We start from the raw sequence: 16,043 nt of genomic DNA, 5'->3' as shown, positions 1-16,043 counted from the left end.
CTTCCCTCGATAGAGAGAGTGAATTATGAATGAGAAAATCCCTGGCACTCGCTGGCTGCGCATCATTGCGCCTGTTCTCATCGCGTGCATTATTTCGTTTATGGACCGGGTTAATATTAGTTTTGCCTTGCCCGGCGGGATGGAGTCTGACCTGGGCATTACCAGTCAGATGGCCGGTGTGGCCAGCGGTATCTTTTTTATTGGTTATTTATTCCTGCAAATACCCGGTGGCCGTATTGCCGTGAACGGCAGCGGGAAACGATTTATCGCCTGGTCCCTGATGGCCTGGGCGGTAGTATCCATCGCGACCGGTTTTGTGACTCACGAATATCAACTGCTGGTGCTGCGCTTTATTCTGGGCGTTTCGGAAGGCGGGATGCTGCCGGTCGTACTGACGATGATCAGTAACTGGTTCCCGGAAAAAGAGATTGGCCGCGCGAATGCCTTTGTCATGATGTTTGCCCCGCTGGGCGGCATGTTAACGGCACCGGTCTCCGGGGCGATTATTGCCGCGCTCGACTGGCGTTGGTTGTTTATCATCGAAGGCCTGCTGTCACTGGTCGTGCTGCTGGTGTGGTGGCTGATGATAAGCGACCGTCCGGAAGAGGCGCGCTGGCTACCGGCTCGCGAACGGGAGTATTTGCTGACGGCTCTCCATGCCGAACGAGAAGCGCGCCGTTCAGAAGCCCCGGTCAGTAAAGCTCCGGTGCGGGAAGTGTTTCGTAATTCCGGATTGATGAAGCTGGTGCTGCTGAACTTCTTCTACCAGACCGGGGACTATGGCTACACGCTGTGGCTGCCGACCATTCTGAAGAACCTGACCGGAGCCAATATGGCGAGCGTCGGCGTGCTGGCTATCCTGCCTTTTGTTGCCACCCTTGCTGGGATCTACATCATTTCGCTGTTTAGCGATCGCAGCGGTAAACGCCGACTGTGGGTACGCTTCTCGCTCTACGGTTTTGCCGCCGCGCTGTTGGCTTCGGTGGTGCTGCGCGACCATGTCGTGGCCGCCTATATTGCGCTGGTGGTGTGCGGTTTCTTCCTCAAAGCGGCAACCAGTCCGTTCTGGTCGATTCCGGGGCGTATCGCGATGCCGGAGGTGGCAGGCAGCGCGCGCGGCGTGATTAACGGACTCGGGAATCTCGGTGGTTTCTGCGGCCCGTATCTGGTTGGCGTGATGATTTATTTTTACGGACAAAACGTGGCGGTATGTGCCCTCGCGGGCTCGCTGATAATTGCCGGGACCATAACCTTCTTCCTGCCGAAAAATTGCGATTTGAGCCAGACACCTGATGTCCCGCCAGTGGCGGACAAACCGGCCAATCAACCTTCCTGAGTCCTCTGCGGGGGCATTTGATGCCCCCCAATTCCTGCGGTTACGCCAACTGATCCTGTAAGTGTCATCATTAACTGTCTAAACTCAGGAGTAAAATAATGAAGTAAGACAGGCAAATCATGATTCTAATTATTTATGCGCATCCTTATCCGCATCACTCGCATGCGAATAAGCGGATGCTTGAGCAGGTAAGGACGCTCGACGGTGTGGAAATCCGTTCTCTCTATCACCTCTATCCTGATTTCAATATTGATGTCGCCGCTGAGCAGGAGGCGCTGTCCCGCGCCGATCTGGTTATTCTTCAGCATCCAATGCAGTGGTACAGCACGCCGCCGCTGCTCAAGCTATGGTTGGATAAAGTGCTGTCGCACGGCTGGGCATACGGCCACGGCGGTACGGCGCTGCATGGTAAAAGCGTGATGTGGGCCGTGACCACCGGTGGCGGTGAAAGCCACTTTGAAATTGGCTCACATCCGGGATTTGAGGTGCTGGGACAGCCGCTGGAAGCCACCGCTGTTTATTGCGGTATGAAATGGCTGCCGCCGTTTGCCGTGCACTGCACGTTTATTTGCGATGAAGAGACGCTGCAGGCGAAAGCGCGACACTATAAACAACGGCTACTGGCCTGGCAGGAGGAGCACAATAATGGATAGTCATACGCTCATACAGGCGCTGATTTATCTCGGGTCAGCGGCGCTGATTGTGCCCATTGCCGTTCGTCTGGGGCTGGGTTCGGTGCTGGGCTACCTGATTGCCGGCTGCATTATCGGGCCTTGGGGGCTGCGGCTGGTGACCGACGCTGAGGCGATTCTGCACTTTGCGGAAATCGGCGTGGTGCTGATGTTGTTTGTCATTGGCCTTGAGCTGGATCCGCAGCGGCTGTGGAAGCTGCGCGCATCTGTCTTTGGTGGCGGCCTGCTGCAAATGGTACTGTGCGGCGCGTTGATTGGCGCCTTCTGTATTTTCCTTGGCCTGCGCTGGCAGGTGGCCGAGCTGATCGGCATGACGCTGGCGCTCTCTTCGACCGCCATTGCGATGCAGGCGATGAACGAACGCAATCTGACGGTGACTCAGGTCGGGCGCAGCGCGTTTGCGGTGCTGCTGTTCCAGGATATCGCGGCAATCCCGCTGGTGGCGATGATCCCGCTGCTGGCAACCAGCGGCGGCTCGACAACGCTTGGCGCATTTGCTTTCTCTGCCCTGAAGGTCGCCGGGGCGCTGGCGCTGGTCGTTGTCCTGGGTCGCTATGTTACGCGACCGCTGTTACGCTTCGTTGCCCGTTCCGGGCTGCGCGAAGTGTTCAGCGCCGTAGCCTTGTTCCTGGTGTTTGGCTTTGGTCTGCTGCTGGAAGAGGTCGGTCTGTCGATGGCGATGGGGGCGTTTTTGGCCGGGGTTCTGCTGGCAAGCTCTGAATATCGCCACGCGCTGGAAAGCGATATCGAACCGTTTAAAGGGCTGCTGCTGGGGCTGTTCTTCATCGGCGTCGGGATGTCTATCGATTTCGGGACATTAATTCATAACCCGCTGCGTATCATTACGCTGCTGGTCGGTTTCCTGGTGATTAAGTCGTTCCTGCTGTGGCTTATTGCTAAACCGTTGCAGGTCCCGCGTTCGCAGCGTCTGTGGTTTGCGGCACTGCTGGGGCAGGGCAGTGAATTTGCCTTCGTGGTCTTTGGTGCCGCGCAGATGGCGAATGTGCTGGATGCGGACTGGGCAAAAGCGCTGACGCTGGCAGTAGCGCTGTCGATGGCTGCGACGCCGATTCTGCTGGTATTGCTGACGCGTTTGGAAAAACGCGCCAGTTCCGGTGATTCCCGTGAAGCGGATGAAATCGACGAAGAACAGCCACGGGTGATTATCGCCGGGTTCGGCCGTTTTGGTCAGATTACCGGCCGTCTGCTGCTCTCCAGCGGCGTAAAAATGGTCATCCTCGACCACGACCCGGATCATGTCGATACGCTGCGTAAATTCGATATGAAGGTGTTCTATGGCGATGCGACGCGTGTTGATCTGCTGGAGTCTGCAGGGGCGGCAAAAGCGGAAGTGTTGATTAACGCCATCGACGATCCGCAGGCCAGTTTGCAGTTGACGGAGCTTGTGAAAGAGCATTTCCCACATCTGACGGTGATTGCCCGCGCCCGCGACGTTGAACACTATATTCAACTGCGTCAGGCTGGGGTAGAAGCACCGGAACGTGAAACCTTTGAAGGGGCGCTGAAGTCAGGCCGACTGGCGCTGGAGTCTTTAGGGCTTGGCGCTTATGAAGCCCGCGAACGGGCCGATCTGTTCCGCCGCTTCAATACGCAGCTGATGGAGGAGATGGTGATGATGGCGGAAAACGACGCCTCTTCGCGAGCGGCGGCGTTTAAACGCACCAGTGCGATGCTGACGGAAATCATCAATGAGGATCGTAATCATCTGTCGGTGGTACAGCGCCACGGCTGGCAGGGAACGGAAGAAGGCAAGCACAGCGGGAATCCACAGGATGAACCCGAGGTCAAGCCAACGCTGTAAACACGACTGAACTGTAATGCTGGCTGTCCACTTTAGCTTCGTGGACTTGCCAGCAAATCTAAAAATTTTCTTATTCTTTACCTGGCTGCCAGTCGACGAAAGTTTATGCTTTCCGTATAGTGGCGACAATTTTTTTCGCATCTGGGACACACTCAATGATCAGTCTGATTGCTGCACTAGCGGTAGATCGCGTTATCGGTATGGAAAACGCCATGCCCTGGGACCTGCCGGCCGATCTGGCCTGGTTTAAACGCACAACGTTAAACAAGCCTGTGGTGATGGGGCGCTTGACCTGGGAATCCATCGGTCGTCCGCTGCCGGGCCGTAAAAACATCGTTATCAGCAGCCAGCCGGGCACTGACGATCGCGTGCAGTGGGTGAAATCGGTTGATGAAGCCATTGCGGCCTGCGGCGACGTGGAAGAGATCATGGTCATTGGCGGTGGTCGCGTTTACGAGCAGTTCCTGCCAAAAGCCCAGAAGCTGTATCTGACGCATATCGATGCGGAAGTGGAAGGCGATACTCATTTCCCGGACTACGATCCGGATCAGTGGGAATCTGTGTTTAGCGAATTCCACGACGCGGACGAGCAAAACTCCCACAGCTACTGCTTCGAAGTGCTCGAGCGTCGTTAAGACGGCTGATTTCCCGGCGGCACTTCGCTTAGCCAGGTGATAAATCGGAAATAAAAACGCCGGGGTTAACCCGGCGTTTTTTTGTTTTGGTCATTCGGCTAAGCGCCGCTGACAATGTCCCGTATTACGAAGCTACCGCTTCGCTCTCGCCCGGCTCCAGGCGACGATTCGACGGCTGTACAAAATAGGTTTTATCTTCCCAGCGCAGGCAGGTGAGATCGCCACCCCAGCAGCAGCCGGTATCCAGCGCATAAATGCCGTCTGGTGTGCCTTTGCCTTCCAGCGATGCCCAGTGTCCAAAGGCGATGCTGTACTCTTCAGTCACCGGACTTGGCAGCATAAACCATGGCTTGAGCGGCGCCGCTACATCTTCAGGTGATTCTTTGCTGTACATATCCAGCTGGCCGTTCGGGAAGCAGTAGCGCATGCGGGTAAAGGCATTGGTGATGAAGCGCAGGCGCGCCAGGCCGCTGAGCTCTGACGACCAGTTATTCGGCATATCACCGTACATGGCGTCGAGGAAGAACGGATAGGAGTCACTTGATAAGACGGCCTCGACGTCACGTGCGCACTGTTTCGCAGTTTCCATATCCCACTGTGGGGTAATGCCTGCGTGCGCCATCACCAGCTTTTTCTCTTCATCCACCTGCATTAGCGGCTGTCGACGGAGCCAGTTAAGCAGCTCGTCGGCATCCGGCGCTTCAAGCAGCGGATTGAGGCGGTCTTTCGGCTTATTGCGGCTGATGCCCGCAAAAACGGCAAGCAGGTGTAGGTCATGATTACCCAACACGATTTTGACGCAATCGCCTAGTGATTTAACGTAGCGCAGCACCTCCAACGAACCAGAACCGCGCGCCACCAAATCACCCGTCAGCCACAGGGTATCTTTGCCCGGCGTAAATTCTACCTGCTGCAAGAGGCCAATAAACTCATCGTAGCAACCGTGAATGTCGCCAATAAGGTATGTAGACATAATTAATGGATCAGCGTGGGAACAAAGAGACGGAAAACGGGGATATCGATAGCGAACGGCACGCCGTCCACGTCGATCATGTCATAGTGACCCTGCATGGTGCCGAGCGGGGTTTCCAGCACGGCACCGCTGGTGTACTGATATTCACCACCGGGTTCAATATGCGGCTGAACGCCCACCACACCTTCGCCCTGAACTTCGGTTTCACGGCCGTGGCCGTTGGTAATGACCCAGTAGCGGCCAAGAAGCTGAACCGCGGTTCGCCCGAGATTGCGAATGGTTACCGTATAAGCGAAGACATAACGTTCCTCTTCCGGCGTAGAGTGCGTCTCAATGTAGACGCTCTGAACCTGGACGCAAACTCGTGGCGAATCGATCATGGTCTAGCTCTCCTTGGAGGGCGCATTTTCTGACAGATAATTGGCCATCCGGCAGTACTGCGCAACCGAGATATTTTCTGCACGCATCGCTGGGTCGACGCCCAACTCCGTCAACAGCTCAACGCTGAACAGATTGCCTAAGCTGTTGCGGATGGTTTTACGACGCTGGTTAAAGGCTTCGGTCGTAATACGGCTCAGTACGCGGACATCTTTTACCGGGTACGGCTTGGTGCTATGTGGCACCAGACGAACCACGGCGGAATCCACTTTTGGTGGTGGCGTAAATGCGGTCGGCGGCACTTCAAGAACCGGGATCACATTACAGTAGTATTGCGCCATGACGGTTAAACGGCCATAGGCTTTACTGTTTGGCCCTGCGACCAGACGGTTAACCACCTCTTTTTGCAGCATGAAGTGCATGTCTGCAATAGCATTAGTATAGCTAAACAGGTGGAACATCAATGGGGTAGAGATGTTGTACGGCAGGTTACCGAATACGCGCAGCGGCTGGCCCAGTTTTTCGGACAGCTCGCCAAAGTTCATGGTCATGGCATCCTGCTGATAAATGGTCAGCTTTGGCCCCAGGAACGGGTGCGTTTGCAAACGCGCCGCGAGATCACGGTCGAGTTCGATTACGGTCATTTCGTCAAGACGTTCGCCAACCGGTTCGGTCAGCGCGGCGAGGCCCGGGCCGATTTCAACCATCGCCTGGCCTTTTTGCGGGTTAATGGCCGCAACAATGCTGTCGATCACGAACTGATCGTTTAAGAAGTTTTGCCCGAAGCGTTTACGGGCTAAGTGGCCCTGATGGACTCGATTATTCATTAGAGTTAACAATCATTTTGATGGCGAGATTAAGCGCCGTAATAAAACTGCCGACGTCCGCTTTCCCAAGGCCTGCCAGTTCAAGGGCGGTTCCATGGTCAACGGAGGTGCGAATAAAGGGTAGGCCGAGCGTAATATTCACGCCGCGACCAAAGCCTTGGTATTTTAGCACGGGTAGGCCCTGATCGTGGAACATTGCGAGAACGGCATCGGCGTGGTCCAGATATTTCGGCTGGAATAGGGTATCGGCAGGCAGCGGCCCGCTGAGGTTCATCCCTTTGGCCCGCATCTCATCCAGCACCGGAATGATCGTGTCGATCTCTTCCGTACCCATATGTCCACCTTCTCCGGCATGTGGGTTCAAACCGCAAACCAGAACGTGCGGCTCGGCAATACCAAACTTGTTCTGTAAATCGTGGTGCAGGATGGTAATGACTTCGCGCAGCAGATCGGGCGTAATGGCATCGCTCACGGCTTTTATCGGCAGATGAGTTGTCGCCAGCGCCACGCGCAGTTCTTCGGTGGCGAGCATCATCACCACTTTTTCAGCGCCTGAACGCTCTTCGAAGAATTCGGTATGGCCGGTAAAGGCGACGCCAGCATCGTTGATAATGCCTTTGTGTACTGGCCCGGTGACCAGCGCAGCAAATTCTCCGTCCCGGCAACCGTCACAGGCGCGAGCCAGCGTGTCGACAACGTAGCGGCCATTGTCGACGTTTAATACGCCGGGCTGGACGTCGGCATGCAGTGCAACGGGCAGCAGCGTGAGCGTGCCGGCACGTTGTGGCATAGCGGGTTGGTCGGGAGAGTAGGGTAAAAGCGTGAGGGGCAGGCCAAGGAGCCTGGCCCGCTCGGTGAGCAGGCCGCCGTCAGCACAGACGACCAGTTCGAGCGGCCAGTCGCGCTGGGCCAGTTGGATAACGAGATCCGGGCCAATCCCGGCGGGTTCGCCGGGAGTGATAACAACGCGATGTTGAGTCATTAGTTGCTCAGAATTTTAACGTAGGCGCTTGCGCGCTGTTCCTGCATCCAGGTTGCTGCTTCTTCAGAGAACTTACGGTTCATCAGCATACGATATGCACGATCTTTCTGTGCGGCATCGGTACGGTCGACGTTGCGCGTATCCAGCAGCTGAATCAGGTGCCAGCCGAAGGAAGAGTGAACCGGGCCGCTCATTTGGCCTTTGTTCAGTTTCATCAGCGCATCGCGGAATGATGGATCGTAGATATCCGGCGTCGCCCAGCCTAAGTCACCGCCCTGGTTAGCAGAGCCGGGATCCTGAGACAGTTCTTTGGCCGCTTTTTCGAAGGTGGTTTTGCCGCTGCGGATATCCGCTGCAACCTGTTCCAGCTTCGCACGAGCCTGGTCGTCGGTCATGATTGGTGACGGCTTGAGCAGAATGTGGCGAGCATGGGTTTCCGTCACAGAGATGCTCTGAGTCTGGCCACGCATGTCGTTGATTTTCAGAATGTGGAAACCTACGCCGGAACGGATTGGACCGACAACATCGCCTTTTTTCGCCGTGCTCAGTGCCTGTGCGAAGATAGCTGGCAGCTCCTGAATACGACCCCAGCCCATCTGGCCGCCTTTCAGCGCCTGCTGGTCTGCAGAATAGGTGATGGCGAGCTTACCGAAATCAGCGCCGTTACGTGCTTGTTCAACGATAGACTCGGCCTGGCTTTGCGCTTCGTTAACCTGATCGGAGCTTGGGTTCTCTGGCAGCGGAACCAGGATGTGACTCAGATTCAGCTCGGTGCTGGCGTCGTTCTGGGTACCAATCTGGTTGGCCAGCGCGTCAACTTCCTGCGGCAGCACGGTAATGCGACGACGCACTTCGTTGTTACGCACTTCAGAAATCAGCATCTCTTTGCGGATCTGGTTGCGATAGGTGTTGTAGTTCATCCCATCGTAGGCCAGACGGCTGCGCATCTGATCCAGCGTCATGTTGTTCTGCTTGGCGATGTTGGCGATAGCCTGATCGAGCTGCTCGTCAGAAACCTTAACGCCCATTTTCTGCCCCATCTGCAGGATGATCTGATCCATGATCAGACGCTCCAGAATCTGGTGGCGCAGGGTTGCGTCGTCTGGCAGCTGTTGACCAGCCTGGCCAGAGTTCATTTTGACGGACTGCATCAGGCCATCAACGTCGCTCTCGAGTACGACGCCATTATTTACGACGGCTGCAACTTTATCGACAACCTGTGGGGCAGCGAAGCTGGTATTCGCAACTAAGGCGATACCGAGAAGCAGCGTTTTCCAGTTCTTCATACTTTTTCCATTTCAATTAACCGCAATGCGGATTATGTGTCTAACCAGTGACATTACAGCGAGCTTTGGTACGGCATGATATTGGAACGCAGCATCTGCTGAGTACCCAGACCGTAGTTAGAGCTCAGACCACGCAGCTCAATGCTGAAGCCGATGGAGTTATCATATTTGGAGCGACCACCCGTGTTGTTGCTGTTGTAGTCCCAACCGTTGAGCTTACGCTCGTAGCCAACGCGGATCGCATAGCAGCAGGAGTTATACTGCACGCCAAGCATCTGATCGGCCGAGCTATGGGTGTTGGTGTCAAAGTAGTACGCACCCACCACGGACCAACGGTCGACGATCGGCCAGCTTGCCGTCGCGCCAACCTGCGAAATCCCTTCCCGATACTGTTCAGCCGTTGAGTAAGTTGGCAGCGTGGCCTGGATATACTCTGGGCTGGCGTAGCGGTAGGTCAACTGCACTAAACGCTCGTCATCCTGGCGGTATTCAATCGCTGAGCTGCTGGTAGAGATGTTGTTCAGACGGGTATCGTACTGAATCCCGCCGCGCAGGCCCCATTTGTCGCTGATGCGCCAGTAGGTGTCACCCGCCCATACCAGTGAACCCGTTTTGTCGTCTTTCTCCCAGTTTACGTTGTCATCACCGGTACGAGACTCGGTGAAATAGTAGATTTGACCAACGGAAACGTTAAAACGTTCAACGGCGGCGTCATCATAAATACGTGATGTGACACCGGTCGTGATTTGGTTTGCCGACGCAATACGGTCGAGGCCGCTGTAGCTGCGGTCGCGGAACAGACCCGAGTAGTCAGACTGCAGGAACGTCGAGTCGTAGTTGTTGATTTTGCTCTGGTCGCGGTACGGGATGTACAGGTACTGCACCCGTGGTTCCAGCGTCTGGGTATAGCCCGGCGTCAGTTCAACATCACGCTCAAAGATAAGCTTACCGTCAACTTTAAGCTGCGGCATGGTGCGGTTAACCGAACCGGCCAGCTGATTGGCATTAGCGGTATCGCGGTTGTAGCTGTCGATATTGGTTTGGTCATAGTGCGTGGCCAACAGTTTCGCTTCGGTGTTGAGGCTACCCCAGCGGTTGCCTAATGGCAGGCTGATGGTTGGCTCCATATGCACACGCGTCGCTTCCGGCATGCTGCTGTTGCTGTTGACGAACTTCACCGCCTGCGCATACAGGCGGGTATCAAACGGACCAAGGTCATTTTTGTAGACGTTAACGTCCAGCTGCGGCTCAGCAGAATAAGAGTTGCTGTTGGCGCGGTCGAAGACCTGGAACTGTTTTGACGACACGGTGGCGTCAAAGTTCTGTACCGCATAGCCGACGCTCAGTTTCTGCGTGGCATAGCCGTCGGTACTGGAACCGTATTTCGAGTCGAAGTCGTTGAAATAGTCAGGATCGCTGACTTTGGTGTAATCGGCGTTGAAGCGCCACACCTGATCCATCACCCCAGCATGACGCCAGTAGAACAGCCAGCGACGGCTGTTATCGTCGCTCGGGTGATCGTTTGAGTAGACCTTGTCTGATGGCAGGTAATCGAGCTCAAACAGACCTTGACCTGCCTGGGTCAGATAGCGGAATTCGTTCTCCCACATGACGCCGCCACGCTTGTCCATATAGTGCGGCGTCAAGGTTGCGTCCATGTTTGGCGCAATGTTCCAGTAGTACGGCAGCGAGAACTCAAAGTGGTTTGAGCTACCGTATTTGGCGTTTGGAATCAGGAAGCCGGAACGGCGTTTGTCGCCGACCGGTAACTGCAGATAGGGGCTATAGAAAACTGGCACCGGGCCAATTTTAAAGCGCGCATTCCAGATTTCAGCGACCTGTTCTTCGCGGTCGTGAATCACTTCACTACCCACGACGCTCCAGGTGTTAGAACCTGGCAGACAGGAGGTGAAGGTGCCGTTTTCCAGAATGGTATAGCGGTTTTCACCACGCTGTTTCATGACGTCCGCGTTACCACGACCCTGGCGGCCAACCATCTGGTAATCACCTTTCCAGACGTTGGTGTCTTTGGTGTTCAGGTTTGACCAGGCTTTAGGCCCTTTCAGAATCACCTGATTATCGTCATAGTGGACGTTACCGAGTGCATCAACGGTACGAACTGGCGTAGGCTGGCCATCGGCCTGTTTCTGATGCAGCTGAACTTCATCCGCCTGTAGACGGCTGTTGCCCTGATTAATATCAACGTTGCCTTTAAACACGGCGTTGTCAGGGTAGTTGCCATCGGCGTGATCGGCCGTAATGGTGACGGGCTGCTCGTTAGTTTTGCCGCTCACGAGCGGGCGATCGTAACTCGGGACGCCAAGCATACATTGTGATGCGAGATCCGCAGCCAATCCCTGCTGGCTGTACAAGGCGCTGGCGATCATGGTCGCGAGGAGAGTGGGAATACGTTTTTTCATACGTTGTATTTGTTGTTCCGTCATCTATAGCATTGCGGCTTGCAAACGGTCAGAGACTAACGTACTCATCGTTATCACGCTAGTTTTATCCTGCCCGTTCTCGCCAGAGGTGTTATGCACGGCATTGAATGACAGGTATGATAATGCATATTTTAGCCGCTGGCATGACGATTTGGGGAGTATATGCAGTATTGGGGAAAAGTGATTGGTGTGGCCGTCGCTCTAATGATGGGCGGAGGGTTTTGGGGCGTTGTCCTCGGGCTGCTCGTCGGTCACATGTTTGATAAGGCGCGCAGCCGTCGCATGAACTGGTTTGCGAATCAACAGCAGCGTCAGTCGCTGTTCTTTGCGACCACGTTTGAAGTGATGGGCCACCTGACCAAATCGAAAGGGCGCGTGACCGAAGCGGATATTCATATTGCCAGTCTGTTTATGGACCGTATGAATCTGCACGGTGAATCGCGCACGGCGGCTCAGCAGGCGTTTCGTGTCGGTAAAGCCGACAATTATCCGCTGCGCGAAAAAATGCGTCAGTTCCGTAGCGTCTGTTTTGGCCGTTTTGATCTGATTCGCATGTTTCTGGAAATCCAGATTCAGGCGGCATTTGCCGACGGCTCATTGCACCCGAACGAGCGCGATGTGCTGTATGTGATAGCCGAAGAACTGGGGATATCCAACGCCCAGTTCGATCAGTTCCTGCGCATGATGCAGGGCGGCGCGCAGTTTGGTGGCGGCTATCATCAACAATCTCAGGGCGGAAACGGCGGCGGCTGGCAGCAGGCGCAACGCGGCCCTACGCTTGAAGATGCCTGCAACGTACTGGGTGTGAAGCCCAACGACGATGCAACGACCATTAAGCGCGCTTACCGTAAGCTAATGAGCGAGCATCACCCGGATAAGCTGGTGGCCAAAGGGTTACCGCCGGAGATGATGGAGATGGCGAAGCAGAAAGCGCAGGAAATTCAGAAAGCGTACGAACTGATTAAAGAACAGAAGGGGTTTAAGTAAGCGCCATTGCGCGCTGGACCCTCTCCCCAAGGGAGAGGGCTGGGGCGTCGTTAAAAATCGACCGGTGCCTTGAACGTCATGCTAGTGCCAAACTCCGGATGGGTAATGGTCAGCGTCTGCGCGTGCAGCTGTAGACGAGGGGCCATTGCCAGCGCTTCCGGGGTCGCATAGAAGCGGTCGCCCAGAATCGGGTGTCCAAGCGCCAGCATATGCACGCGTAGCTGATGCGAACGCCCGGTAATCGGTTTTAACAATACGCGTGCGGTATTATCCGCCGCGTACTCCAACACTTCATACTCGGTCTGCGCCGACTTCCCGGTTTCATAACACACCTTCTGCTTAGGCCGGTTCGGCCAATCGCAAATCAGCGGTAAATCCACCAAGCCTTCCTGCGGCTGCGGATGTCCCCACACGCGAGCCACGTACTGTTTTTTCGGCTCGCGTTCGCGGAACTGGCGTTTGAGCTCACGTTCTGCCGCTTTGGTCAGGGCCACTACGATCACGCCGCTGGTCGCCATATCGAGGCGGTGCACGGACTCTGCCTGTGGAAAATCACGCTGGACGCGCGTCATGACGCTGTCTTTATGCTCTTCCTGACGGCCGGGCACGGACAACAGGCCGCTCGGCTTGTTGACCACCATGATGTGCTCATCCTGATAAAGGATGACCAGCCATGGATCCTGTGGCGGAAAATAGTTTTCCATTCCCATAGCGGGCTCCTGTTACTGGTGAGTGACGACGATAAGACGCAGTGCGTCCAGACGCCATCCCGCCTGCGACAGGCTTTCCATCACCTGCTGACGGTTGCTTTCAATCGCGGAGAGTTCATCATCACGAATGTTCGGGTTCACCGCTTTCAACGCTTCCAGGCGCGACAGCTCTGCGCTGAGTTTCTCATCCGCTTCCTGACGTGCACCATCAATCAGCGCCTGAGCCGCTTTAGCAATCTGGCCTTCGCCCTGCTGTAAAATAGCATGTACGTCCTGCTGCACGGCGTTCACCAGCTTGCTGCCAGTGTGTCGGTTAACCGCGCTGAGCTGGCGGTTGAAGGTTTCAAACTCAACCTGAGCGGCGAGGTTAGTACCGTTCTTATCCAGCAGCATACGTACCGGCGTTGGTGGCAGGAAGCGGTTGAGCTGCAGCTGTTTTGGTGCCTGGGCTTCGACAACGTAAATCAGTTCAACCAGCAGCGTGCCGACCGGCAGCGCCTTGTTTTTCAACAGGGAAATGGTGCTGCTCCCGGTATCACCGGAGAGGATCAGATCCAGACCATTGTGAATCAGCGGGTGTTCCCAGGTCAGGAACTGCGCATCTTCACGAGATAAGGCCACATCACGCTCGAATGTCACGGTGCAACCATCTTCTGGCAGACCCGGGAAGTCTGGTACCAGCATGTGGTCAGACGGCGTCAGCACGATCAGATTCTCACCGCGATCGTCCTGGTTGATACCGACAATGTCGAACAGGTTCATAGCAAAGGCGATAAGGTTGGTATCGTCATCCTGTTCTTCAATGCTTTCGGCCAGACGCTGGGCTTTCTCGCCGCCGTTGGAGTGGATTTCCAGCAGACGGTCGCGGCCCTGTTCCAGCTGCGCTTTCAGCGCTTCATGCTGCTCACGACAGTCTTTGATTAAATCGTCAAAGCCTTCGTTGTTTTCCGGGTTTGCCAGGTAGCCGATCAGGCGATCGTGTACGCTGTCATAGATGGTGCGGCCAGTCGGGCAGGTGTGCTCGAAGGCGTCCAGACCTTCATGGAACCAGCGCACCAGAACGGACTGAGCGGTTTTTTCAAGGAACGGCACGTGAATCTGAATATCGTGTGCCTGGCCAATACGGTCCAGACGGCCGATACGCTGCTCCAGCAGGTCCGGGTTGAACGGCAGGTCGAACATCACCAGATTGCTGGCGAACTGGAAGTTACGGCCTTCGGAGCCGATTTCCGAGCACAGCAGAACCTGCGCGCCGCTGTCTTCTTCACCAAACCACGCGGCTGCGCGGTCACGTTCGATAATCGACATACCTTCGTGGAATACGGCAGCGCGGATGCCCTCACGCTCACGCAGCACCTGCTCAAGCTGTAGCGCGGTGGCGGCTTTGGCGCAAATCACCAGCACTTTCTGCGAGCGGTGTGCGGTCAGGTAGCCCATCAGCCATTCAACGCGAGGATCGAAGTTCCACCATGTGCCGGTATCTCCTTCGAACTCTTGATAAATCTGCTCTGGGTACAGCATGTCGCGGGCACGTTCTTCCGCGCTTTTGCGGGCACCCATAATGCCGGAGACTTTGATTGCCGTCTGATACTGCGCTGGCAGCGGCAGCTTGATAGTGTGCAGTTCGCGTTTCGGGAAGCCTTTCACACCGTTACGAGTGTTACGGAACAGCACGCGGCTGGTGCCGTGACGGTCCATCAGCATGGAGACCAGTTCCTGGCGCGCGGCTTCAGCACCTTCACGGTCGCTGTTGGCAGTTTGCAGCAGGGCTTCAATATCCTGCTCGCCAATCAGATCGCCCAGCATGTTCAGGTCATCATTGCTGAGCTTGTTGCCAGCCAGCAGCAGCGCAACCGCGTCGGCTACTGGGCGATAATTGTTTTGTTCTTCAACGAACTGCGCGAAATCGTGGAAACGGTTTGGATCGAGCAGGCGCAGACGCGCGAAGTGGCTTTCCATACCCAGCTGTTCCGGCGTTGCGGTCAGCAGCAGGATGCCAGGGACGCGCTCGGCCAGCTGTTCAATCGCTTGATATTCACGGCTTGGCGCGTCTTCGCTCCACACCAGGTGGTGCGCTTCATCGACAACCATCAGATCCCATTCGGCATCGCACAGGTGCTCCAGACGCTGTTTGCTCCGGCGCACGAAGTCCAGCGAGCAGATAACCAGCTGTTCGGTTTCAAACGGGTTGTAGGCGTCGTGTTGGGCTTCGGCGTAGCGCTCGTCATCAAACAGCGCAAAGCGAAGGTTGAAGCGACGCAGCATTTCGACCAGCCACTGATGCTGCAGGGTTTCAGGCACGATAATCAGTACGCGCTGTGCCGCACCGGACAACAACTGTTGGTGCAGAATCATCCCAGCTTCAATGGTTTTACCCAGACCGACTTCATCCGCCAACAGTACGCGCGGAGCGTGGCGGCGGCCAACGTCATGGGCGATATTGAGCTGGTGAGGGATAAGGCTGGTACGCTGGCCACGCAGGCCGCTCCACGGCATACGGTACTGTTCGCTTTGATACTTACGCGCGCGGTAACGCAGCGCGAAACGGTCCATGCGGTCAATCTGCCCGGCAAAGAGGCGGTCCTGCGGTTTGCTGAACACCAGTTTGCTGTCGAGCAGCACTTCGCGCAGCATCACGTTCTCTTCTTCGGTGTCCTGACGGGTACCGATGTACGCCAGCAGGCCATTTTCTTCTTTAACTTCATCAACGAGCAACTGCCAGCCTTCATGGCTTGTGATCGTGTCGCCGGGATTGAACATTACGCGGGTCACGGGGGAGTCACTACGGGCGTACAGACGGTTCTCTCCGGTTGCGGAGAAGAGCAGGGTGACGGTGCGTGCATCCATTGCAACAACAGTACCAAGTCCCAGTTCGCTTTCTGTATCGCTGATCCAGCGTTGACCAAGTGTAAAAGGCATATGCGTTCGGCTCTATCTTTAATAAATTGCAGGCAATATTCATCCACCACCTAAA

General features: G+C 55.7%; 13 protein-coding genes. 5 read left to right on the top strand and 8 right to left on the bottom strand.

All coding sequences use genetic code 11. The features are described 5' to 3' along the window. Positions 1 to 25 precede the first annotated feature (25 nt). From KP80_RS08050 to folA, 4 genes are all read left to right on the top strand, one after another. A complete protein-coding gene (locus KP80_RS08050; RefSeq protein WP_052283078.1) occupies positions 26 to 1,336 on the top strand; it encodes an MFS transporter in 1,311 nt (436 codons plus the stop codon). Between the two features lie 119 nt (positions 1,337 to 1,455). Next, positions 1,456 to 1,989 carry a glutathione-regulated potassium-efflux system oxidoreductase KefF gene (kefF, locus tag KP80_RS08045; RefSeq protein ID WP_052283077.1) on the top strand — a complete coding sequence of 178 codons (534 nt, stop codon included), beginning with the start codon at positions 1,456 to 1,458 and terminating at the stop codon, positions 1,987 to 1,989. Continuing rightward, complete coding sequence (gene kefC / locus KP80_RS08040) at positions 1,982 to 3,850, top strand: glutathione-regulated potassium-efflux system protein KefC (protein WP_052283076.1); 1,869 nt, start codon at positions 1,982 to 1,984, stop codon at positions 3,848 to 3,850. Before kefF ends, kefC begins: the two co-directional genes overlap by 8 nt. A 155-nt stretch (positions 3,851 to 4,005) precedes the next feature. Further along, on the top strand, positions 4,006 to 4,485 hold the full coding sequence (gene folA / locus KP80_RS08035; protein WP_052283075.1) for a type 3 dihydrofolate reductase: 480 nt from the start codon (positions 4,006 to 4,008) through the stop codon (positions 4,483 to 4,485). Between the two features lie 124 nt (positions 4,486 to 4,609). Here folA and apaH read toward each other — a convergent pair whose 3' ends face one another. The 6 genes from apaH to lptD are packed head-to-tail and all read right to left on the bottom strand — an operon-like array spanning position 4,610 to position 11,351. Continuing rightward, positions 4,610 to 5,458: a bis(5'-nucleosyl)-tetraphosphatase (symmetrical) ApaH gene (gene apaH / locus KP80_RS08030; protein ID WP_052283074.1), complete on the bottom strand. Its 849-nt coding sequence runs from the start codon at positions 5,456 to 5,458 to the stop codon at positions 4,610 to 4,612. Positions 5,459 to 5,460: 2 nt separating this feature from the next. Beyond that, the gene (gene apaG / locus KP80_RS08025) at positions 5,461 to 5,838 is read right to left on the bottom strand and encodes a Co2+/Mg2+ efflux protein ApaG (protein ID WP_052283073.1); all 378 of its coding nucleotides are present in this window, start codon (positions 5,836 to 5,838) and stop codon (positions 5,461 to 5,463) included. A gap of 3 nt (positions 5,839 to 5,841) precedes the next feature. After that, the gene (gene rsmA, locus KP80_RS08020) at positions 5,842 to 6,663 is read right to left on the bottom strand and encodes a 16S rRNA (adenine(1518)-N(6)/adenine(1519)-N(6))-dimethyltransferase RsmA (RefSeq protein ID WP_035895418.1); all 822 of its coding nucleotides are present in this window, start codon (positions 6,661 to 6,663) and stop codon (positions 5,842 to 5,844) included. Next, on the bottom strand, positions 6,656 to 7,645 hold the full coding sequence (gene pdxA, locus KP80_RS08015; protein WP_052283072.1) for a 4-hydroxythreonine-4-phosphate dehydrogenase PdxA: 990 nt from the start codon (positions 7,643 to 7,645) through the stop codon (positions 6,656 to 6,658). Before pdxA ends, rsmA begins: the two co-directional genes overlap by 8 nt. Then, on the bottom strand, positions 7,645 to 8,931 hold the full coding sequence (gene surA, locus KP80_RS08010; RefSeq protein ID WP_052283071.1) for a peptidylprolyl isomerase SurA: 1,287 nt from the start codon (positions 8,929 to 8,931) through the stop codon (positions 7,645 to 7,647). The genes pdxA and surA overlap by 1 nt, the downstream gene beginning before the upstream one ends. Before the next feature lie 53 nt (positions 8,932 to 8,984). Then, the gene (gene lptD, locus KP80_RS08005; protein WP_052283070.1) at positions 8,985 to 11,351 is read right to left on the bottom strand and encodes an LPS assembly protein LptD; all 2,367 of its coding nucleotides are present in this window, start codon (positions 11,349 to 11,351) and stop codon (positions 8,985 to 8,987) included. Positions 11,352 to 11,534: 183 nt separating this feature from the next. On the opposite strand from lptD, the gene djlA reads away from it, so the two are divergent. Continuing rightward, entirely contained in the window at positions 11,535 to 12,359 is an 825-nt protein-coding gene (gene djlA / locus KP80_RS08000; protein ID WP_052283069.1) for a co-chaperone DjlA, read from the top strand. Between the two features lie 50 nt (positions 12,360 to 12,409). Here djlA and rluA read toward each other — a convergent pair whose 3' ends face one another. Both rluA and rapA read right to left on the bottom strand, forming a co-directional pair. Further along, on the bottom strand, positions 12,410 to 13,069 hold the full coding sequence (gene rluA, locus KP80_RS07995; RefSeq protein ID WP_052283068.1) for a bifunctional tRNA pseudouridine(32) synthase/23S rRNA pseudouridine(746) synthase RluA: 660 nt from the start codon (positions 13,067 to 13,069) through the stop codon (positions 12,410 to 12,412). A 12-nt stretch (positions 13,070 to 13,081) separates the two neighbouring features. Further along, positions 13,082 to 15,988, bottom strand: coding sequence for an RNA polymerase-associated protein RapA (gene rapA, locus KP80_RS07990; RefSeq protein ID WP_052283067.1), 2,907 nt, complete (start codon positions 15,986 to 15,988; stop codon positions 13,082 to 13,084). Positions 15,989 to 16,043 lie beyond the last annotated feature (55 nt).

Source organism: Kluyvera genomosp. 1 (assembly GCF_001266615.1).
GTDB lineage: Bacteria > Pseudomonadota > Gammaproteobacteria > Enterobacterales > Enterobacteriaceae > Kluyvera > Kluyvera cryocrescens_A.
The sequence above is the reverse complement of the archived record's forward strand: the minus strand, read 5'-3'. Positions and strand labels throughout refer to the sequence as shown.

Excerpts from the sequence above, each read along its gene's own strand:
- rapA (WP_052283067.1), bottom strand. The coding sequence starts at position 15,988 with ATGCCTTTTACACTTGGTCAACGCTGGATCAGCGATACAGAAAGCGAA.
- rsmA (WP_035895418.1), bottom strand. The coding sequence starts at position 6,663 with ATGAATAATCGAGTCCATCAGGGCCACTTAGCCCGTAAACGCTTCGGG.
- apaG (WP_052283073.1), bottom strand. The coding sequence starts at position 5,838 with ATGATCGATTCGCCACGAGTTTGCGTCCAGGTTCAGAGCGTCTACATT.
- kefC (WP_052283076.1), top strand. The coding sequence starts at position 1,982 with ATGGATAGTCATACGCTCATACAGGCGCTGATTTATCTCGGGTCAGCG.
- folA (WP_052283075.1), top strand. The coding sequence starts at position 4,006 with ATGATCAGTCTGATTGCTGCACTAGCGGTAGATCGCGTTATCGGTATG.
- KP80_RS08050 (WP_052283078.1), top strand. The coding sequence starts at position 26 with ATGAATGAGAAAATCCCTGGCACTCGCTGGCTGCGCATCATTGCGCCT.
- surA (WP_052283071.1), bottom strand. The coding sequence starts at position 8,931 with ATGAAGAACTGGAAAACGCTGCTTCTCGGTATCGCCTTAGTTGCGAAT.
- rluA (WP_052283068.1), bottom strand. The coding sequence starts at position 13,069 with ATGGGAATGGAAAACTATTTTCCGCCACAGGATCCATGGCTGGTCATC.
- lptD (WP_052283070.1), bottom strand. The coding sequence starts at position 11,351 with ATGAAAAAACGTATTCCCACTCTCCTCGCGACCATGATCGCCAGCGCC.
- kefF (WP_052283077.1), top strand. The coding sequence starts at position 1,456 with ATGATTCTAATTATTTATGCGCATCCTTATCCGCATCACTCGCATGCG.
- pdxA (WP_052283072.1), bottom strand. The coding sequence starts at position 7,645 with ATGACTCAACATCGCGTTGTTATCACTCCCGGCGAACCCGCCGGGATT.
- apaH (WP_052283074.1), bottom strand. The coding sequence starts at position 5,458 with ATGTCTACATACCTTATTGGCGACATTCACGGTTGCTACGATGAGTTT.
- djlA (WP_052283069.1), top strand. The coding sequence starts at position 11,535 with ATGCAGTATTGGGGAAAAGTGATTGGTGTGGCCGTCGCTCTAATGATG.